The sequence below is a fragment of the Pseudomonas sp. BNK-7 genome, assembly GCF_048072025.1.
Lineage (GTDB): Bacteria > Pseudomonadota > Gammaproteobacteria > Pseudomonadales > Pseudomonadaceae > Aquipseudomonas > Aquipseudomonas danubii.
In genome coordinates this window covers 3,658,107-3,678,900 of the sequence record NZ_CP182252.1, presented here as the reverse complement: position 1 = coordinate 3,678,900, position 20,794 = coordinate 3,658,107, and the positions used below count along the sequence as shown (strand labels likewise).

The window sequence follows — 20,794 nt, the reverse complement described above, 5'->3', positions numbered from 1 at the left end:
CTTAACAAGATGCACAGCCACCCGGCCGCTCAAACTGAGCGGCCGAGTATCAGCATTGCCGCTTTGCCATCTTTCAGGGAATCAGCCCATGGCGCTTGGCAAACTCCGCCAGGCCGACTTGCGAGCCCAGACCGAGCTTCTGCAACAAACGAGCCTTGTAGGTACTGACGGTCTTGTTGCTGAGAAACAGCTTTTCGCTGATGGCCTTGTTGGAATACCCCTGAGCCAGATACTGCAGCACGATCATTTCCCGATCGGTCAGCGAGCCAATCAGCTCGGTCTCGGACAACTGCTCGGCCGCCGACCTGGACACATCGGTCACCTGGGAAGGATAAAAGGTGTAGCCGGCCAGCACCGCGTTCAGGGCCACCACCAGATTGCTCAGGTCTTCTTCCTTGTTGACGAAGCCTCGAGCGCCAAGCTGGATGCAGCGTTTGCAAAAGCTCTCGACAGACTGCGATGTCAGCACCAATACCTCGGTGGGCAAATCCAGTGCCTTGATCCGGGACAGCACCTTGAGACCATCGAGTTTGGGAATGCCGATATCCAGAATCACCACATCTGGAACATGCTCACGCACCAGCTCTAGCGCATCCAGTCCGTTATCGGTTTCGCCCACCACCTGCATCTCGTGCTTTTCCAGCAGAACCTTCACCGCCAGTCGAACGACGGGATGATCATCCACTATTAATACGCTGTGCATAAATGTCATTTCACCTTAGAACTTGCCGCCGGGCAGCCATTGCGAGCGGGGCAAATTCCCCGGAATCGACCCGAGTTACAAGTGCTGATTGATGATCATTGAAAAAATCAGATGCCCTGATTTTTCAGTAGGAAATTTCCCACAAGGCATGAAGATGCATCTAATAGACCCGCCCCAAATGGCTTAAGCAAGATACCCAACGGATAAACGACGCGAGCCAGCAATGCAGCACCTGAACGTTCTAGTTGTGGAAGATGAACCCCTGCAACGCCTGGTCACCCTCACCGCATTAAGGAAAGTGATACCGGGACAGATTCATGAAGCCAGCAGCGGCAGCCAGGCACTGGCGCTGCTGGAAAGTTGTGAAGCCATGGACATTGCCATCTGCGATTTGAAGATGCCCGGCATGGACGGCCTGGCCTTCCTTCGTCTCGCCAGTCACAGCGGCAAACTGCGCTCGGTCATCCTTTGCAGCCAGATTGATCTGGCGCTGCGCAACACCGCCGTGGCCATGATCAAGCGCCTGGGCCTGGATTTTCTTGGAAGCCTGGGCAAACCCTTCAACCTGGAGCGTCTGACCACGTTGCTGAACCGCTACCAGTCCCTACGCCATGATCTGGCCAGCCCGCTCAAGCGCATTGCGCTGCCGAGCCTGAGTGATGTGCTGCGCGGCCTGGACAACGGTGAGTTCGAGCCCTACTACCAACCCAAGGTCACCCTCGATACCGCAATCCTGCAAGGCGCCGAAACCCTGGCGCGCTGGAACCACCCTCAACTGGGCGTGCTGCCGCCGTCACACTTCCTGAACATCATGGAAGAGCACAACCTGCTGGATCGACTGTTCTGGCAATTGTTCGATCAAGGCCTGGCCCTGCGTCGCAAACTGGCGAGAAAGAACCTTGCGCTGAACTTTTCCTTCAACTTGCACCCTTCGCAACTGTCCTCCCCGACGCTGACTGAGTCGGTCACTTCCTTGTTGACGCTCTGCCAGGTGCCTTCAAGTTGCATCACCTTTGAAATCAGCGAAACCTGCGTGATGGAGGCGTCTGCCTACAGCCTGGAAAACCTGGTGCGCCTACGGCTGATGGGCTGCGGTCTGGCCATGGACGACTTCGGCGCCGGCTTCGCTTCCCTGCAGCGTCTCTGCGAACTGCCCGTCAACCAAATCAAGCTGGACGGCAACTTCGTGCGCAAGATGAATCATCACCCGGCAAGCCACGCCATCATCCGCCATACCCTGGCCCTGGGGAGCTCCCTGGGAATGAAAGTGATCATCGAAGGAGTGGAAACCCACGAACAGCAAGAGCAACTGGTGAAGTTGGGGGGCTCGCTTGCCCAGGGTTTTCTGTTTGCCCGTCCCATGCCGGAAAGCCACTTCATCGCCTATTGCAACAAGCACTCGAATACCCCGCCAACAACTTAAATTGATAGGCCAAAGCAAGCAGTGCCAGCTACTATTTTCACCCTGTGACTCCAGAGCTTTCGCCTCAACCAAGCCTCCCCATTGTTTGAAGACACCATGCCCTTACGACTTATATGGCTACTTATCTGCTGGGTGAGCATCGCGCCTCAGACGGCAGCGGCCCAAGCCCCGCTATTGCCCAATACTCTGTACAGCGCGGTGCGTCTCGATCACCGCGAGCTGGTACTTGAACAAGAGGACTGGCAGTGGCTACGGCATAAGTCGGAGTTGAAAATCGGCGTGGTCGCACAAGAGTCGCCCCCCTTCAATGTCGATTACAACGACAGTCACTACGAAGGCATTACGGCGGACGTCAGTTCATTGATCGGGCAGATGCTCGGAGTCGGCATGACGGTGATTCCCTTCGCCACCCGAGAACAAGCCCTACAGGCGCTGCAGGCCTCCTCCATCGACTTGATGGGCAGCTACAACAGCCCCGGGCATTCCAGCAATGCCGTCAGCTTCACCCGTCCGTTCGCCGATGGCCGGTTGGCCTTGTTCAAGCGCAACGACGAGTTGCGCCAGTCCCCGGCAAACCTGGCCGGGCTGCGAGTCTCCGTGGTCAAGGAACACAGCGGCGAAGCGCAGTCGCGCTTTCCTCGTGCCCACCTGATGATCTATCCCACGCACAACGAAGCCCTGGCTGCCGCTGCATTCGGTCACGCCGACATGTACCTGGACGATGTACTCAGCGCCTACTTCCAGATCAATCGCTCTTACTACGGTTTTCTCAAGTTCGAGCGCTTCGTTGACCTGGCGACGGGTGGCTATGGCTATGCGATCAACAAGGACAACGCCCGTCTTCAGCGCATCCTTGACCGCAGCATCGAGGCCATCGGCAAGGAAAAACTGAACAATCTGAGTCAGCGCTGGGTCGGCAGCGGTTTCGTGCCCACCGGCGAAAAGATTGTGCTGACCCCAGAAGAATCACGCTGGATCGAGCGTCACCCGGTGATACGCCTGATCATCAACGACGACCTGGCCCCCGCGGCGTTCTTCGACGCCAACGGGGTGTTCTCCGGAGTCGCGGCCGAACTGCTGGAGATCATCTCGCAGCGCACCGGCCTGCATTTCCAGGTGACGGTGCGCAACGGCAGCTATCCGCAACAGATTGAAGCCATGAGCAACGGCGAGGCGGACATGGCCATCATGACGGCCAGCCCGCAACGCGAGGACAAGCTACGTTTCACCCGGCCCTTCCTGACCAGTCCCTTTGTCCTGATCACCCCCAGTGGCATGCAGGACCAGGTGCTGACAGCAGAGGATCTGGCAGGCAAGCGTATTGCCGTGCCATCAGGTCACGTGACCCTGCAACATCTGCGCGACCTCTATCCGCGCACACAACTGATCGAGGCCAGTGCTTCCCTGGATGCCATGAACAAGGTCTATGACGGCAGCGCCGACGCCGCCGTGGTGTCGTTGCCGGCCGCTCGCTACTACATTGTCCGCCTGTTTCACAATCGCCTGAGCATCGCCGACCTGATCCACACCAGCCGGGCAACCGCCAGCTTTGCTCTGCGGCGCAGTGACTCCGAGCTGCAGTCCATACTCGACAAGGCCCTGCTCAGTCTCCCAGCGGACGATCTGAACGCCATTGCCAACCACTGGCGCTCACCACCGGGCATGAGTGGCGAAACCTGGCGCGACTATGCGCTGCTGATCGCCGAAATCATCGCCGCCGCGGCGCTCCTGCTGTTGCTGACACTGGCCTGGGCCTTCTATCTGCGACGTCGGATCAAGGCCGAGAAAACCCTGAACGACCAGTTGCGCTTCATCGAGACCCTGGCCGAAAACATGCCTCCGGTTCTCTACATTCGTGACATGGACGGCAAGATGCTCTCGTGCAACCGCAGTTACCTGCAGAGTGTCGGCCTGAGCGCCGAGCAGGTTCTGCACAAATCCGTGCAACAGCTGCCCAAGGAGCATTTCTGCGCTGAACCCGACCTGCATCACAGCTACCTGCAAGCCATACGCGACGGTCAGACCATCAGTTCGGTGTACCAGGTCAAGTTGCAGGGCAAGGAGGTCTGGATCGATCACTGGATCCAACCCTTCCAGGACAACAATGGCGTCACCAAAGGCGTTATCTGCGGCTGGCTGGACATCACCAAGCATCGCCACCTGGTCCAGGAGTTGAAAGAGGCGAAGAACCTGGCCGACCAGGCCAGTCGCACCAAGACCACGTTCCTGGCCACCATGAGTCATGAAATCCGCACCCCCATGAACGCGATCATCGGCATTCTGGAACTGGCGCTCAAACGGGCCGACAGCGACCGGATTGAGCGCTCCAGCATCGAAATTGCCTACAGCTCGGCCAAGAGCCTGCTGGAGCTGATCGGCGATATTCTCGACATCGCCCGCATCGAGTCGGGGCGCCTGAGCCTTTCGCCCAAACGCGCCAACCTGCGCGAGCTGGTGGAATCCATAGCCCGTGTGTTCGAAGGTCTGGCACGACAGAAATGCCTGAGCCTCATCCTCGAAATCGACTCCAGCATCAATTGCGATGTGCTGGTAGACGGCATGCGCTTCAAGCAGATTCTGTCCAACCTGATAAGCAACGCCATCAAGTTCACCGAAGCCGGCTTCATTAAAGTGAGCATCAGCGGCGATCTGGTGGAGAACTCGTTGCTACAGGTCAAACTGCGCGTCGAAGATTCAGGGATAGGCATATCTCCTAGTAACCAGCAGCGACTGTTCCAACCTTTTGCCCAAGTCGAACGCAATGTCCTGAACACCGAAGGCACCGGCCTGGGACTGGTGATCTGTCGCTCCCTGTGCGAAATGATGGGCGGCACTGTCTCAATGAACAGCACCTTGGGCCAGGGCACCCAGGTGGAGGTGGATCTTCGCCTTCAAGTGCTGGAGCGCCTGGCCGCCGTAGAACCTGCACCCAGCATCAAGCGACGGCAGATGTACCGCCTGCAGATTCTGGTGGTGGACGACCACCCGGTGAACCGTCAGGTCCTGGGACAGCAACTGGCGTTTCTCGGGCACGACATAGTCGAGGCGGAAAATGGACAACAGGCACTGAAGACCTGGCGCGAGCACGCTCTTGACCTGATCATCACCGACTGCCACATGCCCGTCATGAACGGTGCCGAACTGGCCCGCTCAATTCGCCAGGATGAACGCGACACGCACAACGAACCGATCGTGATCATCGGCCTGACTGCCGACGCCCAGCCTGAGGAAGTGGAACGCTGCATCCAGGCCGGAATGAATGACTGTCTGATCAAGCCCATCAGCCTGGATGAACTGGAGGCGCGCCTGCTGGCCCTGGGCCAGGTCGAGGAAGAGGAACGCGCGCCCCTGCCGCCCGAAGAACGCGTCAGCAGCCAATCCCCACAGGTATTCGACCTGGAGTCCCTGCATACCTTGGTGGGCAGCGAGCCGACCATGCTGCAACACATCCTCAGTGAACTGCTCAGCAACAATCGCACCGACCTGCAGACCCTGGAGACACTGCTGCGCGACCAAGCAACAGCGGAGCTGTCCGAGTTGGCGCATCGCATCAAGGGGGCTGCGCGAGTCGTCAAGGGCGAGCAACTGGTGGAGAGCTGCCGGCAATTGGAAGACGCCTGTCAGAGCCCGGACCTGAACATGCCCCTGGTGAGCGACTGTGTTGAGCAGGTTAAACAGGCCATCGTGACCCTTGAACAGCAGCTGCTTGAGCAGTACGACGGATCGGCACCACTTGCCGGGTGATATCGAGGAGAACGCACGGACTGCCCCGCCTCAGCGGGGCCAAGGTGATTTTCAAAGGCGCTGAGCGGCGCTGACCGCGCCAGTGAGTTGACCGCGGCAATGGCAGCAGGCTCGGCCTGCTTGGTGGCCAGGTTTGACTCATTGATCGCGGATTACAAGATGCCCGGTAGCCCCTCAAGAACATAAGCCGCCCCCACTATTGTCCAACCTGCATTGTGTATTAGTCCGGGGTTGTGTTTTGAGCCTTGCGATTAAAATTTCTTATGAACCGATTGCACTATCTTTGTAGTTCTGGCCTAAGTAATGCTGGAGAGATTCTCTCCAGCCATTATTATCTGAGCCCGACAAAAAAACAGAGAATGGCTTAGCTGCGCCCTCCAAGGAATCGATTAAAACTACTAATAAAATCTTTCCTCAGACCCGGCAATATTTTTTTCAGGATCAAAAAGTAAAGATAGATAGGGGTTGGACAATCGCCCTCCTCTTCCCAAACCTCCTCTGTACCATAGCAATAGAGCACACCTCGGATGAAATTTGCAAAATCTTCATCTTCCTTGCGACTTTGCTGCTCCATTTTCCAGAGATCGACAGTGAGTTTCTTTCGAAGTACCTCATCACTTTCGATACGCTCGCGCAAGATGGCCTCTTTCAAGAACGGCACCAACTTTTCCAACTTGCTGGCAGCAATAGTTTTTAATTCACCTCTTTGGATAAGACCCATTAGATAACTAGCGTACTCACGCGTCACCTCGCCATAAGAAACATTCGCATCAAGCAACTGCCCCTCCAGATCATCAAACTCTTTAACTTCTATACTATCAATCATTGTGTGGCTCCATCTTCCATTTCTAGCCTACTCATAACTTGTTTACATGACTTACAGAATGCTTCAAAACGCCATCATTCCTGTGCGCCGTTGATCTGCCACCTTTAATTAGAGCCTTCAACTCATCGACTGTCTTAACGTTGTATTTTTTCGTAATATTGCTAAGGGCGATTCAGCCCAGCAGCCGGAAGTGGACAACGACCGGCTGCGACACTGCCGTCTCCACTCTCAACCCACACCCCCCCAAAAAAATACGCCCAAAGGATGGAGATGAAACTCTGGCCCCTCCATGCAGGCACGCGCCGGCCATGGTACGTAAAGCTGCTCTGGATACCGCTGCTGTTTGGGCTGGTCACGCATTGGGACTTCGCGTTGCCAAGGGTGAATGTTCACTACTCCCAAGCCGGCCGGGATGAGCTCAGGTACATCTGGAATGTCCAGGATCGGATTGATAAAGGAGGAATGCTTCCCGGAGGCGGCGCAACCGATCATGGCGTGCTCTTCCCCGACGACGAGTTCTTCATGGAATTTTCCTGGTGGAGCAAGAACACGGGGCGTAATCACTGCATCAGCATCACCCCGCAATGGCCCCATACCCATATCTACCTGAACGCCGACGGCGACATCGACAGGCGAGAAAAGAGCGGAACCGATGTGCAGCGGTTGGCGGAATGTCGATGGGATCGGGCCAAACCTTAGGTCTCCACTACGGCCAGAGCCCTGTGGTAACCAGCACGACCTCCGCTTCCGGCTTGAGCACACAGGAAAGGTGCTGGTTCGGCAGGCCTGTTGCTGTCGACCGCGCATGACGCACTGCTGCGGGGCTACGCCGATGGCTGGATGCGGGCCGCTCAGCTGGAAGCGTCGTTCAACCGCTGCAGCGCAAGTTGCTCGGCAGCACTGGCTTCGAGCTTGGCACGCTCTTCGTCCAGATACCGATAGATGCTTTGGAAGTTGGCGATTTTCTGTTTGATTTCGGCCATCTTTTTTTCAATGAGCTTGGCGCCCTCGGCACAGTCGATCAGCTTGTTGCGCTGCGCATCGAGAATCTCGCCTATTTCCCCCAGGGAAAACCCCATGCTTTGCGCGCGCTGGATAAAGTCCAGGTCCTGCAGTGTTTGCGCGGTGTAAACACGATAGTTGTTCGTTCGTCGCTGCGGTGAGATCAGGCCGATTTGCTCGTAGTAACGCAGCGTATGGCGGCTGGCGCCGCTGCGGGCCTCGATTTCACCAATTTTCATGAAAACACCACTTGACCATAGAGTTGGGTCGATAGTTTACGCTTGGTTTCTCACCTTCAACAAGGAACAGGGAAATGAGCGTGGAGTGCTTTGTCACCGGGGGTACCGGCTTCATCGGTCAACATTTGCTGGCACACCTGAGTGCAAAAGGTCACACCGTTCGGGTGTTGATGCGTCGCCCGGAGCGACTCGCGGCACTGCGGGAGCAAGTCGACCATTTGGGCGGCTGCGCCTCCCGGGTATTGGCCGTGGCCGGCGATCTGGAACGGGATCAGCTCGGGCTGAGTCCTGCCGACCGAGAAGCGTTGAGGCACGCCAGAGTCGTCTTCCACCTGGGTGCCCACTTCGCCTGGGGGCTTACCTTGGAACAGTCTCGTGCGGTGAACGTGGAAGGAGCCAAGCGCGTGGCGCTGCTGGCGGCTGAGCAAAACAGCCGGTTGGTGATGATCGGCGGCTACATGCTGCAAAATCATGAACACCTGCGACGCATCGGCATCGATCCTCACCATCCGCAGCGGACCGATTGGCCTGCGCTTTACCGGCATGTCGGTGGTTACGAGGCGAGTAAGCTGGAAGCGCATTTTGTGACCCTGGAGACCATGTCCGCCAAGGGCGGAGAGCTGACCGTTGTCCACCCCGCGACAGTGTGTGGCCACAGCCGCACGGGGCATATTCTCGACGGCCAGCCGCTGGTGGCGCTGATACGCAACCTGGTGCAGGGAAAGCTCACGGCCGTGCCCGGTACCGCCAGGCACTGGCTGCCACTGGTCACCGTGGACTACCTGGTGGAGCTGATGACGGCGAGTGCTTTTGATCCGGCCATGGCGGGCCAGGAACTGCTGGCGCTGGATGCGCAAACGCCCAACTTGCGAGAAATGTTGGTGCAGGTGGCACAACCTTTGGGCTTGAAGTCTCCCAAGCATCACGTTTCGCTCCGACTGCTGAAGTGGCTACTGAGCATTCCTCCTGTCGCGCGATTCATGAATACCCAGCCCGAAGCCTTGGACTTCATCCAGACCACTCGTTTTGATACCGCGGCCGTCGAGCAATTTGCCAGCAGGCATGGCATAGCCAAACCGGATATACGTCAGTCGTTGCAGCACACTGCAACCTTCGTCAACGCTCTTTGCCTCGCCAAGAGCCAGGCCGGCTGACTGTCCCTTCGGGGCGACACCGGCTGGAGGAGCTTTCCTCGGCTCAGTGATGGGGGCTGATCAACTGGCGAGCGCAACCAGGGTGCTTGCATTCGGCTCTTGTCGGGGCGTGTGGATCCCGTAGAGGGAGTACTCAGTGCATAATCGCCTGCGGCGTGGAGAGCTCGTTTGCCGGACAGCCCATTGCCTAGGCCATCCACTTGGGCAGGACTTTACCGCGCTGCCCGGAAGTGAACGTCCACCTGATCCAGCCACGTTCTCCAGCCTTGCTTGCGGGCATTTCAAGAAGCTCGACAACCTCCAGCTGGGGGATCGAGCTTATGCCCCGATCACGGCTGGGATCTTCGTCCACTCAAACTGTGCGCCGTCGATGCGGGCGGCATTCTATCGAACAACCATTCAGCGACAGGGATCGTCATCGATGCAATCCACTTTCAGCAAAGGCGTCATGTTTGCACTCTGTGCTGCGGCACTGAACGCAACGATCGGTGTACTCAGCAAAGTCCTCATGAATAATGGTTTCACCGCGAGCAGTGTCGCTGTCATCAAGACCCTACTGGGTTGCGTGCTGCTGTCGATCTTGCTGTTTTTCCTCAAGCGCCCGGCGAAATCGAGCCAATGGGTCCAGGCGGCTATCTGCGCCTTCCTTGGCATCTTTGTGCTGTTCCATTTCGAAACCTCCGCCTATCGACACTACGCGGCGGCAGGTGTGGTGGTGGTTCTGATGGCCAGCGCCTCCATTTCCTCGATCATTCTGGGGCGCATTTTTCTCAGGGATCCCATCACCGCGAATGCCACCGTTGGCGCTGCACTGGCCATCGCCGGGATCTCGGTGATATTCGGCGGCGACCTGCAGCAGGGCTTTACCCTGGAAGGTGCGGCGCTTGCCTCCATGGCCGGCTGCGGCTATGGGGCCTTTTCGGTTGCCATGAAGCGCATGGGGGTGTCGGGAGGACTGCATTTCACCCGCCAATTGTTGTTCTTCGGCGGCCTGTACCTGCTGATGCCGGCGGCGGCCGACGGCTTCACGATGGGCGAACTGTCGCCACTGGCGATCGCCGCCCTGCTGGCGCTGGCCACACTGCCGACAATCCTGGGCTTCTTCTGCACCACCAAGGCCATCGAGTACCTCAAGCCATCCCAAGTGCAAGCGCTGGAGTTGACCGAGCCACTGTTCGCCGCGCTGCTGGCGTTTGTGGCGCTCAATGAAGTTCCCCGTGAAAGCCTGTATGCAGGCGCGGCACTGATCATCCTCGGCCTGTGCTTCTCCAATGAACTGATTCGCTTGGGCAGCAAAGCCTCGGTGCCTTCTGTCGAATGAGCTATTTGCGGGCCCTGATTGCTTTGGCGGTCGGTGACCTTGAACGGATGGGTCGCGGCTTGCCGGATACCCGGTATTTCCTCGAGAAAATGCACCAGGCCACAACTCTTTCTGCATGGCCGGTACACAGAGAAATCAGCAAGCCGCCCAAAGAACACAGCAGCAACGCCTGCTAAACTCCGGTCCCCCAACCCACTTGAAGGTGACCACAGATCCTGGTCACCCATTGAAAGGACTCTGCCATGAACAAGCTGATCTACAGCCTTTTTGCCTCGACACTGGCCCTGTCCGTTGACGTTGCCCATGCTGCCTCCGTGGCCGAAGTCTTCACCGGCGACATGCTGGGCACCAATCAGCGGTACTTTGAATCCGTCGCCGGAATCCCTCGAGAGTCCTTCGGCGATGAGCACAAGTTCAAAGTCCAGGGCTGCAACATCACCGCCACCATAGAAGGCGGCACAGTCAGCAAACTGCGCATGGAGCTGACGCCCAAATGCCAGGCCGACCTGACCCAGTTCGTCGACACCTTCGCCCCCGCTCCCGGCAAGCCGCTCACCGTAGGCGCGTTCACCGAATCGTCCGGTGGCGGCCTGAGCTACAGCGCCAGTTGCCTGAGCATGTGCGGCAACGCCGCCGACCCTTCCGTCTACGCCCACTGGGAAGGCCCCCGCGCCATAGGTTTCAGAGAGGTGCTGCTGGAGGTGGTGCTGGTCTCGGATGCCGCGCTCAGCGCCGCCGACCAATGGGAATCGCAGATGCGCAAAGCAGAAGGCGAAGACTACGTGATGGAAACTCGCTTCAACTGCGACCAGAAATACGACGCCGCGGCGCAGAAGGCCTTTGAAAAGGTGCAGGTCAACGCGGTCACCATCGGCACCGGGCTCAAAGCTTCCGGTTGCTGACAGTCAGCACGAAAAGCCACACAGCAGCCGGAAGTGGATAACGACCGGCTGCGACATCGACAGAACAGAGCGGAACCGATTGGCGGAATGTCGCTGGGATCGGGCCAAGCCTTAGGTCGATATCACGGGCGCAACGGCAGCCTGTGTGACCGGTAACCATGGTTTTTGGCCGGCGATGCCCCGTCATCTGTTTGCGGTGACGGGTTGAACTGCAGCGTGACCAGGCACCTGAAAAGGCGAATGCCCCGCCTCCGCTGTTGGCTGTTTCTCAGTCGATACGCTCGATGGCGCGGGCAAGATTGACGCGGGCTTGCTGTTCGAATGCATCGAAGTACGGTGCAGTCGTATAGATGCGCCCGCGTGCCAGGAAGCCCTCCAGGACCTGGCGCCGCTTTCGGCGGTACACAAACAGAGGCACATATCGGTACTCGCGACGGACTTGGCGGTCGTACGCTTCAAACCGTGCGGTCGGTGCCCCAAGGATCGCCAGATCCGTGTCCACCAACACGGCCTCGTCTGCCGACGCTGGAGCGCCGTCGTGTCGCGTCACCATGATCAGGCCGTAAAGCCTGCGGCGGATTTCATCGCCCAGGCCGCTATCACGTGCCACCTCGTCCAGCCATTGCGCACTGCGCAACTCGTTGTCGCTGCGAAGGGGGTCGTATATGGCGTCATGAAACCAAAGTGCAAGGTCGACTTCAGCGGGGGCATGGCAGGCTGCGTTGATCAGTCGGCGCACCTGGAGGCATTCCTGCAAATGCTGGCAGTTGTGGTACGAACGATGGGGCTCGCGGTAGCGTCGAAGGAGCTCTTCGTAAGTTTCTCGCGGCGGGCAGCCGGCGCCGAGCTCCGCCCAGAGGCGGGCCCAGGCGGCGAAACCCACACCATCAGGCACCTCAGGGGCGCCGACCGGAAAGAGACTGTGCCCTTCTGGCGGTTTGATCATCGCTCCTCCTGCGTATCAATGTAACGCTCCACCCAATCGATCAACGTCGGTGCGGCGAAGGCCGTCGGCAGCAGTGGCCGCGCCGTGGTGGACAGCGTGAACGCCCCCTGGATAAAGCATGTAATGCCCGCCACCAGCGTGTCGAGCCCTCGGGCGCGGCGTCCGCGTTCGGCGAATCGCTGCCGGAGCAGGCCCTTGAGAAGCTTCATCTGCGCCGCTAGCACAGCCTGATAGACCTCACGCACGTCTGGGTCGTGGGCCGATTGCTCGCCGATCATCACCCACGCCGCCACCGCATCGGGCTGCGCGTCCGAACCGTAGGCCAGGTGTGCTGCAATATAGGCTTGAAGCCTTTGCTCGGCCGTCTGGGCCTCAGCGGCCCGGGCCTCGTAGCGCTGACGGGCGTAGCCGGCCAGTGAGTCGACCAGTGCCACCAAGATCTCGCGCTTGTCCTTGAAGTGGTAGTGCACCAGGCCAGGCGCCAGCTCCGCGTGCCGGGCGATGGCCGCTATGGTTGCACCCGCGTAGCCGGCCTTGGCCATGACGGCCTGGAGTGCCGCCACAATCTGGCCGCGTCTTTCATCAGTGTTCGAGCGCCGTGCCATGTCACCTTCCCAATGTTGGTTGCGCGACCAGCTTAGCATTGACATCGACCCCGTCGCACCCTAGCTTTGCAAATATTGGTTATCAGACCAACTTTGGAGATCACGATGAATTCCTTCGCTGAACAACTGGTGGCCGGGGCGACTGCTCCGTCGGCCTCGGTCGAACTACCGCTGGGTGACTGCGTGCGCTGTGTGCTGGTCCACGCGTTCCTTTCGGCCAGCGAGTGCGAAGCGTTGATAGAAGCCACGCAGAAGTGCGGGTTCGCCAGCGCAGGGTCTGACTACCCGTCCTCGTACCGCGATAATGACCGCATCGTCACAGACGACCCGGCTCTGGCTGGTCGACTCTTCGAGCGTTTGAAGCACTGCGCCTTGCGGATGCCGAGGCTGGCGACGGTGATCGATGAGGATGGGTGGCGTCTGGTCGGCATCAATGAGCGGCTGCGCTTCTGCCGCTACCGGCCCGGCACCCAGTTCCGTGCCCATCAGGATGGTGTACACCATCGCCAGCGCCAGCAGTCACGCCTGACCTTCATGATTTATCTTAACGACGATGCATTCAGCGGCGGAGAGACCGTGTTCTTCGAGGGGCGGTCCGCAGCCATGTCGAACCGGAATTCCACGCTCAGGCTGCACCCCCGAAAGGGCAGCCTGATCGTATTCGACCACACCCTCTGGCATGCCGGCGCCTTAGTGGACGCAGGCCAAAAATACATCATGCGCAGTGACCTGATGTACGAGCCCCAACATACCTTGCACGTCGACGGTCCCTTCCAGCCGGGCCACCACGGGTACGTATGGGCGCTTGCCGACCTGGGCGACAGGGGCTTGGCAAGCGCCGGGCGTGACGCAACCATCCGGCTGTGGGATCGCGAGGGCCGCTGCCTGGGTCAGCTTGACGGACATACACAATCCATTCTGGGTCTGGTGGAAATGGCGCCTGGCGAGCTGGTTTCTCACTCGCGGGACCGTACGATCCGGCATTGGTCCTTGGCGAGCGGCAAGTCAAGGTTGGTCGGCACATCGGACTCGGCCGTCCTGTCCTCGGCAAAGTTAGGCGCTGACCGCTTCGTGACCGGGGCTGCTGACGGTCGCCTGACAGTCTGGAACCTGGCGACAGGTGCCGCGGACCGGCGTCAGGCCCACGCCTGCTGGGTCTGGGCGATCGCACCTACGGGCGACGGCGGTTTCGCCAGCGCATCGGAGGACGGAACCGTCAGGCTGTGGCAACCCCAGGAGCGGGACTGCGTACAAGTGCTCGATCTGGGCCGCCCCCTGAGGACGCTGGCGAGCTGGATCGACGCCGATGGCAACGTCACCTTGGCCGCTGGTGATCTCGACGGCGCGGTGCACCTGCTAGCGACCGAACCGAGGCTGGCGCTCCTGGATTGCCTGGCCGCTCATGACGGGCCGGTCCGGCGCGTGCGCTTCGAGGCGCGACACATACTGCTGACCTGCGGCGAGGATGGATTCGTCAGACGCTGGAACCTGCCCTCACGGCAGGGGGCGATCATCGGCTCACACGACAACTTTGCAACCGATGTGCTCCCCACCCGCGCCGGTCGCTGGATCAGTTGTGGGTATGACGGCCGGATATTGGTGCATGGCGACAAGGGCTAGGACGCCCTACTCCTGCCCCTCAATACCAGCTCTGCGCCTTTGGCCAACAGGTCGCTGGTATGATCCGCGTCCGGAGCCGCCTGCTGGAGGCGGTGTGTTTGAGCACAGGAAGTCCCATGAAAAGAATGCTGTTCGGTGTGTGCCTACTATCACTGGCCGGTTGTGTCAGCTCGCCCGATACCTCCTTCACCCAGGCCACCCCAGGTTGCAAAGCGGCCACCGCTGAGGTCAATGGGAAACCGGTCACCACGCAGTTCTGCATCAAGACCATCGCCTTCAAACCCTCACAATACCGAGTCACTGTTAACGACCAGGTGCTGTTCACCGGTACTGACTACCAACGCGTCGCCTTTACCAAAACCATCAAGGAAGGTCCGGCCAAGGGCACATGCAACGAGCTGATCGAGTTGCAGGGCTCCGGCTCGACAACAGTGCCATTGAACGAATTGCCCAGCGAATTGCTGGCAGGCTGCCGGATCACAAAAGACGCGGCCGGTAACGCCCAAGCCTTCAGCAAAGACGACGCCTGCGACAAGGTGTTCTACAAGTCGCTGGCGCCGTTGCTGGGCAAAGTGATGCCGGTTGAAGTGGCCCGCCAATGCAGCGTGACGGTGAGCGAGCAGACCGTGTTTGACCAACGTTTCAACTTTTAGAAAAAAGCACTGGAGCAGAGGCAGGACAGCGGACACAGAGCCGATCGCTGGAAAGCATCCCGCTCAAGCAAAAAGGCGACGCATTGCGTCGCCTTTTTTGTTGCTTCATTACTCAACCAGGGGTCAGGCAGGATCAGCCTGCCTCAAGGTTCTATCACCCAAGGTACGCAGCAGATCGAAGCCATCACTGAGCAACAGGCCGATGGCAAAACGGATCTGTGAGAGGTCCTGCGGACCAGAAGCGCAGTCAAGGATTTCCAGCAGTAGGAAAAAATCTGTCCCGCTTTCCTTCATGGCAAAGGTTTTGGGGCTAGAAGTGACGATTCATCGCGGCCGTATCAGAACGAACCTGTCCAACTCATTGCCACCCAGCGTGCTGGCTGCTGCCCCTCATTGGTGGCATTGAGCAAGAACATCAACCGACTATCTAGCATCAACCACGCGACTCCGAGCTGGCCGCGCATCCAGGCTCGGTCGCTTTGCTCTGGGTCCAGACGAAAATGCTGCGTCCCCCAATAGGCGTCTATCGGGTCAGCATCATCATGAACACGGCGAACCCCTTCAATACCGGCGAGCAACTCAAGGTGATCCGCTAACAGGTACTTGCCATTCATCCCGAACCGAAGCTCAGAAATGCTGTGATTGCGTTCACCCAGCGACATGGCCTGACTACCACCGGCCTCGTCATAGGATGAAACTCGCGTTTGCACATAGTTCAAGTCTGCATAGGGTGAGAGCTCCACGCCCATGGGGCGCCAGAGAGCTTCCCAGTCCAACCGGGTACGCAACGCCACGGTATCGACTCCTGGAGTGGCGCTTGAGCCCTCATCCCCTGAAAGTGTCGAATAACCACGGCGAATGTCAGCATCGCCATGGTTGTAATACGCGGTCAGAGTCGACCAAAGATCGGGAGACAGCGCGGTCACTGGCGCGATGAACTCCACCAACAGGTAGGATCCTTGCTCTTTGATGGCATTCGCCCCTCCAGAGCTGTCGCGTACACGGCTTTTGCCCACCGCAAGCCCCAGTTGCGCGCCGCTTTCCGTAAGACGCTGGCACCCTCCGACCTCAGCAACCCCAACCGAGCTACCGGCACCGCCGAGGTCATCCCCGCCCCAATCTCCGGCTAGCCAAGCGCAATTTTGCTTGCCGGAGGCAACACGAAAATCCAGGGGGTGCCCGTGGTTTCCACTCAGTACTAAAACAGCGGAGTTCACTGCGAGTTTTGACACGTCGCTCGCCTGCCGGGCAAGTCCATCCAGCCCACTAGGCTGCAATACGATCTGCACCATCACCAGGTGAAGCGTCGAGTCTTTTGCAATGTTGTAATCCGAAAGAGTTCGGCCATCCTCCAGGGTTTTTCCGGCAAACCTCAGCGTCTGCTTGTCGGGAGGAATGCCTTCTTTATCCTGAATCTTGGCTTTGACATTCTCGAGCGTGTCACTAGCTTCAACGTCCAACGTGATGGTCTTGCCAGTGAGGGTCTTGACGAATATCTGCATGGCAAATGCGGGTGTGGTTACACCACATGCCAGCACTAGCAACAAGGCACGAACAAGCAGGGGAACTCTAACGATTGGTAGCGACACAAAAGATACCGACTCTGTAAAAAAGCCGGTGATAGTAGCACGGTAATATCACCTGAACAGCCACTCCCCCTCAGTGAATCGCAGCTGGTTGCATACATACCTTCGGAGCTCATAGCGAAGCTACAGATCCAGCGCACTCATCTGACAGGACCTTGCGCCCGCGTCCGCTTTTGGACGAAAACAGCCCACCACTAGAAAGCTTTTCACCCCATAGCTTTCATTGAATGAAGGTCACGAAGCTGGTTTCAATTTCGACGCATGCTGGCGGGAGCGTATTGACCAACATGGCGGCCTCGTCGCCCTGGTTAAGAAAAATCAGGAAGTCCCCGGACTCAAACTCGATCCTAAATCCGACTAGCCGAGATATCTGGCCATTGAGGGCATCGAGAACGCCCTTGACCTCGAGAACTTTCTCGCCTTCGAGGTGGGACGCTGATAACGCTGCAAGGAGGTTTTCCCTTTTCCAGGCACAGGTCACGCCAGGCTCTATCTCGAAGGAAACAGGCGTGTTGATAGGGTATATGTCAGCCCCAACACTCCCACCATCACTCAAGAGGTACATGGATATCACCTCTTGCCCGCCGAAATGCCATTCAATAGAGCCTACATATCCCAGACTCCTTTCCCCGTTGAAATAGTACTGGTCATGCATCAGCGCGCTCAGTCGCTTACCCACCAGCAAACGTGCCGTGTGCAAGTCTTGGGCTGCTCTGGTATGAGAAAAGCAATAGCGGCTATTCATTAAGCACCTCATGTACGTCGGACGAGGGGCAGTCCACTGCTGACCGAAAACTGCCACTCAAGGACGATGCCGTTGAGTCGATAGCAGCCCCTTCTGCATTCGACCAGAAACAAGGGTTGGCAAACGCTACAACGAATGGCAGCCCACCCCTACCCCACCCAATACCAAACCGCTCCCCCCTCAAACTCCGGCATCACTTCCCCCTGTGCAAAGCAGCGCCGCGACTCCGGCTGCGCCGGGGTAAACCAATAACCGGCCTTGCTGCAGGACTGCCCCGCCACCACCGGCGCTACATGCTTCGAATCGCTCGGCTGAAGATTCCTCGCATAGGCCACCAGATCCTTGGGATAGACCCTGTGCTCGACCCCGCTGTCATCGATGCCATAAAGGAAGGCAATGGCCGCCGCCTCGAACGCCCAATACCCGCAATAGCTGCCCTCGTCCCCTTGCAGGTGGCTGTCGTGCCAGGGCGCTTGCTCGAACGCGGGGTACCAGTCGTCACAGTACTGCTGCAGAAGGTCGCTGGCCTCGGTCGGGTCGTCAGCGTAGATGGCTTGTATCAGCGGTGTGTAGACGTCGTGGTACCAGTCATCGACGTCATATCGGTCGGGCAGCAGTTTGCACAGCAGGTCTTCGTAGAGGGTGTCGTCCCCGGCGTAGCCCGCGGGGTCGATCAGGGCCACGAAGCGTTGGAGCAGGTCGGTGCGGTGCAGCAGGATGCACAGGCTGAACACCTGGACGCACTCTTGGTACTGGTCGAGCCAGTCGTCGATCGCCAAGGGGGTGATGTTCGGAATCTGGTTGTACTCGGCCAGTTGTCTTTGCAGGTGTTCGTAACTGTCCACCAGGGTTTCCAGCAAGGGAATCAGCAGGTCGATGCTGTGGCCGGCGGTGTAGCGGATGAGGATTTCCTTGAAGATCCACTTCTGGAAATGCCGGGCCCTGAGGGACTTTTCCTGGGCTTCGGAGTCGGCCTCAAAGGTGTTTTCGGCAAAGAACTGCACGCTGTGCTGGTAGTTGCTGAAGAAGTTCTCCAGGCGCGCAGCGCTGAGGAATGTTTGTCGTCTGTCCTTGATCATGGGTCTTCCTTGTCTGAACGGCGCCCGCTCCAGGCCCTGACCGCAAGCGCGGCAACGGCAGTCACCGACCTAAAAAACAAAGCCTGCAACACAAGGCGCAGGCTGGATAGGGTTGCAGCAGGTCGAGCCGGATCAGTTACCCGGCCCCTTAGAAGTTCGCCGGGGTGTTGGCGCTGATGATTTCCGCCTCATCCTGGCCAATGTTGCGAAAGCTGTGGGGCAAGGTGGTGGGGAAGTAATAGCCATCCCCCGGGTTGAGCACGCTGACTTGCCCGTCCACGGTCAACTCCACGGTACCGCGAGTCACCAGGCCGCACTCCTCGCCTTCGCTGTGCACGATGGCTTCTTCGCCGGAGCTGGCGCCGGGGGCGTACTGCTCGCGCAGAAAGCGCATCTGCCGGTTGGCCACCGGGGCGCCGATCATCAACAGGCGCAGGCCGTCGCGACCCAGGTCCGGCTGTTCATTGGCGCGGAACACGTATTGGTGCTCCCGGGGTGGCTGGTCGAAGGTGAAGAAGTCGGCCAGAGACATGGGGATGCCTTCCAGCAGCTTTTTCAGGGAGCTGACGGAGGGGCTGACGCGGTTCTGTTCGATCAGGGAGATGGTGGCATTGGTGACGCCGCTACGACGGGCCAGCTCGCGCTGGGAGAGTTTGTAGCTTTCGCGAACGAGTTTGAGTCGGGTGCCCGTGTCCATAACAGCCTTATGTGAGAAGTACTTAAGGGTATTTTTGCGGCGGTTGGGTCGCGAGGATCGCGATTTGGCTGCCCTGGAGCCTGAAAAGGCGGCTATTTAAACATGTTTGACAGGCAAGCTGTAAAGGCTGGCGATGAGGGGTGCCGCGGGGGAAATGTGGGTGCTGTCGGGGAGCGTTGGGAGGTCCTGCGGACCTCGTCGCAGCCTGCGGCAGCGGCTACAGAGTGGGGGCTGTAGCCGTGACGTGCATTTAGATGCCGAAGCGGTCGCGCAGGGCGTAGTACGCGGCGCCCATGGCGGTCAGTGGGGCCTGGAAGGTGCGGCCGCCAATCATCGGCATGTGCGGCAGGGAGGCGAAGGCGTTGAAGCGTTCGGCGTCGCCGCGGATCATTTCGGCAATCAGCTTGCCCGCCAGGTGCGAACAGGTGACGCCGTGACCGCTGTAGCCCTGCATGTAGTAGGCGTTCTTTTCGATCCGGCCGAATTGCGGCATGCGCGACATGGTCAGCAGGAAGTTGCCGGTCCAGCGGTAGTCGATCTTCACATCCTTGAGCTGGGGGAAGGTCTTGAGGATCTTCGGCCGGATCAACTGGTCGATGTCGTCCGGTTCCCGGGCGCCGTAGACCACGCCACCGCCGTACAGCAGGCGGTTGTCGCCGGTCAGGCGGAAGTAGTCCAGGAGGTAGTTGCAGTCTTCCACGCAGTAGTTGTTGGCGATCAGGCTGCGGGCCAGTTGTTCGGGCAGTGGCTCGGTAACCACGATCTGCGAGCCGCAGGGCATGCTCTTGCGGGTCACTCGTGGATCGAGGTCTTGCTGCAGGTAGGCGTTGCCGGCGATCAGCAGGTATTTGGCGCGCACCAGGCCCTTGGCGGTACGCACCACGTTGGGTTCGCCGTAGGTGATTTCCACCGCGGCCGATTGTTCGAAGATCTTGCCGCCCAGGCCGATGATGGCGCTGGCCTCGCCCAGGGCCAGGTTCAGCGGATGGATGTGGCCGCCCTGCATGTCCAGCAGGCCGCCGATGTAGTTCCTGGTGCCGACTTCGCGGTCGATCTGCGCCTTGTCGAGCATCTTCAGGTTGTGATTGCCCAGGCGTTCCCAGTTGCGTTTCTGTTCCGCCAGGCCCTTGAGCTGCTTGTTGTTCAGGGCGGCGAAGATGCCACCGGGGCGGTAGTCGCACTGGATGTCGTAGTGCTGGATGCGCTGGCGAATGATGTCGGCGCCTTCGAAGATCATGCTGCCGAGCACTTCGGCGCTTTTTTCGCCGTAGCGTTCTTCGATCACGTCCACGTCGCGGCTGTAGGAGTTGACCAGTTGCCCGCCGTTGCGCCCGCTGGCGCCGAAGCCGACCTTGGCCGCTTCCAGCACGGTGACGCTGTAGCCCGCTTCCGCCAGGAACAAGGCCGAGGACAGACCGGTATAACCGGCGCCGATCACGCAGACGTCGCACTCCACACTCTCTTCCAGTTGCGGGTAGTCGGTGGTCTGGTTGCGGGTCGCGGCGTAGTAGCTGTTCACGTAGGTTTGCATGAGAAATTCCCCAGCGGG

At 59.0% G+C, this 20,794-nt stretch carries 18 protein-coding genes; 8 read left to right on the top strand and 10 right to left on the bottom strand.

The features are described 5' to 3' along the window. Window positions 1-73: 73 nt before the first annotated feature. Window positions 74-703, bottom strand: a complete 630-nt coding sequence (locus ACMGF8_RS17095; protein ID WP_108542886.1) for a response regulator transcription factor — start codon at window positions 701-703, stop codon at window positions 74-76. 223 nt (window positions 704-926) lie between these two features. Between ACMGF8_RS17095 and ACMGF8_RS17090 the strand changes: the two genes are divergently transcribed. Together ACMGF8_RS17090 and ACMGF8_RS17085 are read left to right on the top strand one after the other, a co-directional pair. Next, window positions 927-2,126, top strand: coding sequence for an EAL domain-containing protein (locus tag ACMGF8_RS17090; protein WP_416756831.1), 1,200 nt, complete (start codon window positions 927-929; stop codon window positions 2,124-2,126). A 96-nt stretch (window positions 2,127-2,222) separates the two neighbouring features. Then, the gene (locus ACMGF8_RS17085) at window positions 2,223-5,870 is read left to right on the top strand and encodes a transporter substrate-binding domain-containing protein (protein WP_416756829.1); all 3,648 of its coding nucleotides are present in this window, start codon (window positions 2,223-2,225) and stop codon (window positions 5,868-5,870) included. 364 nt (window positions 5,871-6,234) lie between these two features. Here ACMGF8_RS17085 and ACMGF8_RS17080 read toward each other — a convergent pair whose 3' ends face one another. After that, the gene (locus ACMGF8_RS17080; RefSeq protein WP_416756828.1) at window positions 6,235-6,696 is read right to left on the bottom strand and encodes a hypothetical protein; all 462 of its coding nucleotides are present in this window, start codon (window positions 6,694-6,696) and stop codon (window positions 6,235-6,237) included. A 270-nt stretch (window positions 6,697-6,966) separates the two neighbouring features. Here ACMGF8_RS17080 and ACMGF8_RS17075 point away from each other — a divergent pair, with 270 nt between their 5' ends. Further along, complete coding sequence (locus ACMGF8_RS17075) at window positions 6,967-7,395, top strand: hypothetical protein (RefSeq protein ID WP_082729224.1); 429 nt, start codon at window positions 6,967-6,969, stop codon at window positions 7,393-7,395. 152 nt (window positions 7,396-7,547) lie between these two features. Here ACMGF8_RS17075 and ACMGF8_RS17070 read toward each other — a convergent pair whose 3' ends face one another. Beyond that, window positions 7,548-7,937, bottom strand: a complete 390-nt coding sequence (locus tag ACMGF8_RS17070; protein WP_102864217.1) for a MerR family transcriptional regulator — start codon at window positions 7,935-7,937, stop codon at window positions 7,548-7,550. 74 nt (window positions 7,938-8,011) lie between these two features. Between ACMGF8_RS17070 and ACMGF8_RS17065 the strand changes: the two genes are divergently transcribed. The 3 genes from ACMGF8_RS17065 (at window position 8,012) to ACMGF8_RS17055 (ending at window position 11,314) form a co-directional block, all read left to right on the top strand. Beyond that, on the top strand, window positions 8,012-9,091 hold the full coding sequence (locus ACMGF8_RS17065; protein WP_207815352.1) for an SDR family oxidoreductase: 1,080 nt from the start codon (window positions 8,012-8,014) through the stop codon (window positions 9,089-9,091). 421 nt (window positions 9,092-9,512) lie between these two features. Next, the gene (locus ACMGF8_RS17060) at window positions 9,513-10,412 is read left to right on the top strand and encodes a DMT family transporter (protein WP_060843187.1); all 900 of its coding nucleotides are present in this window, start codon (window positions 9,513-9,515) and stop codon (window positions 10,410-10,412) included. A 242-nt stretch (window positions 10,413-10,654) separates the two neighbouring features. Further along, window positions 10,655-11,314 (top strand): hypothetical protein, encoded by a 660-nt coding sequence (locus ACMGF8_RS17055; RefSeq protein ID WP_102864214.1) that lies wholly within the window; start codon window positions 10,655-10,657, stop codon window positions 11,312-11,314. Between the two features lie 268 nt (window positions 11,315-11,582). Here the strand turns inward: ACMGF8_RS17055 and ACMGF8_RS17050 are convergent, their stop codons facing one another. After that, window positions 11,583-12,260: a hypothetical protein gene (locus tag ACMGF8_RS17050; protein WP_207167455.1), complete on the bottom strand. Its 678-nt coding sequence runs from the start codon at window positions 12,258-12,260 to the stop codon at window positions 11,583-11,585. Beyond that, entirely contained in the window at window positions 12,257-12,865 is a 609-nt protein-coding gene (locus ACMGF8_RS17045) for a TetR family transcriptional regulator (RefSeq protein WP_207167454.1), read from the bottom strand. Before ACMGF8_RS17045 ends, ACMGF8_RS17050 begins: the two co-directional genes overlap by 4 nt. Window positions 12,866-12,970: 105 nt before the next feature. Here ACMGF8_RS17045 and ACMGF8_RS17040 point away from each other — a divergent pair, with 105 nt between their 5' ends. Together ACMGF8_RS17040 and ACMGF8_RS17035 are read left to right on the top strand one after the other, a co-directional pair. Continuing rightward, window positions 12,971-14,485: a 2OG-Fe(II) oxygenase gene (locus ACMGF8_RS17040; protein WP_416756826.1), complete on the top strand. Its 1,515-nt coding sequence runs from the start codon at window positions 12,971-12,973 to the stop codon at window positions 14,483-14,485. Between the two features lie 125 nt (window positions 14,486-14,610). Further along, window positions 14,611-15,138 carry a hypothetical protein gene (locus ACMGF8_RS17035; RefSeq protein WP_416756825.1) on the top strand — a complete coding sequence of 176 codons (528 nt, stop codon included), beginning with the start codon at window positions 14,611-14,613 and terminating at the stop codon, window positions 15,136-15,138. A 338-nt stretch (window positions 15,139-15,476) separates the two neighbouring features. Here ACMGF8_RS17035 and ACMGF8_RS17030 read toward each other — a convergent pair whose 3' ends face one another. The 5 genes from ACMGF8_RS17030 to ACMGF8_RS17010 all read right to left on the bottom strand — a co-directional run bounded on the left by ACMGF8_RS17030 (window position 15,477) and on the right by ACMGF8_RS17010 (window position 20,776). Next, the gene (locus tag ACMGF8_RS17030) at window positions 15,477-16,640 is read right to left on the bottom strand and encodes a ubiquitin-like protein (RefSeq protein WP_180988595.1); all 1,164 of its coding nucleotides are present in this window, start codon (window positions 16,638-16,640) and stop codon (window positions 15,477-15,479) included. Window positions 16,641-16,944: 304 nt separating this feature from the next. Further along, window positions 16,945-17,379 (bottom strand): hypothetical protein, encoded by a 435-nt coding sequence (locus tag ACMGF8_RS17025; RefSeq protein WP_416756823.1) that lies wholly within the window; start codon window positions 17,377-17,379, stop codon window positions 16,945-16,947. A gap of 239 nt (window positions 17,380-17,618) precedes the next feature. Next, window positions 17,619-18,548, bottom strand: a complete 930-nt coding sequence (locus tag ACMGF8_RS17020; RefSeq protein WP_416756821.1) for a PoNe immunity protein domain-containing protein — start codon at window positions 18,546-18,548, stop codon at window positions 17,619-17,621. 148 nt (window positions 18,549-18,696) lie between these two features. Then, on the bottom strand, window positions 18,697-19,245 hold the full coding sequence (locus ACMGF8_RS17015) for a cupin domain-containing protein (protein WP_015635120.1): 549 nt from the start codon (window positions 19,243-19,245) through the stop codon (window positions 18,697-18,699). A gap of 250 nt (window positions 19,246-19,495) precedes the next feature. Continuing rightward, window positions 19,496-20,776, bottom strand: coding sequence for an NAD(P)/FAD-dependent oxidoreductase (locus ACMGF8_RS17010; protein ID WP_102864205.1), 1,281 nt, complete (start codon window positions 20,774-20,776; stop codon window positions 19,496-19,498). Window positions 20,777-20,794: the final 18 nt, after the last annotated feature.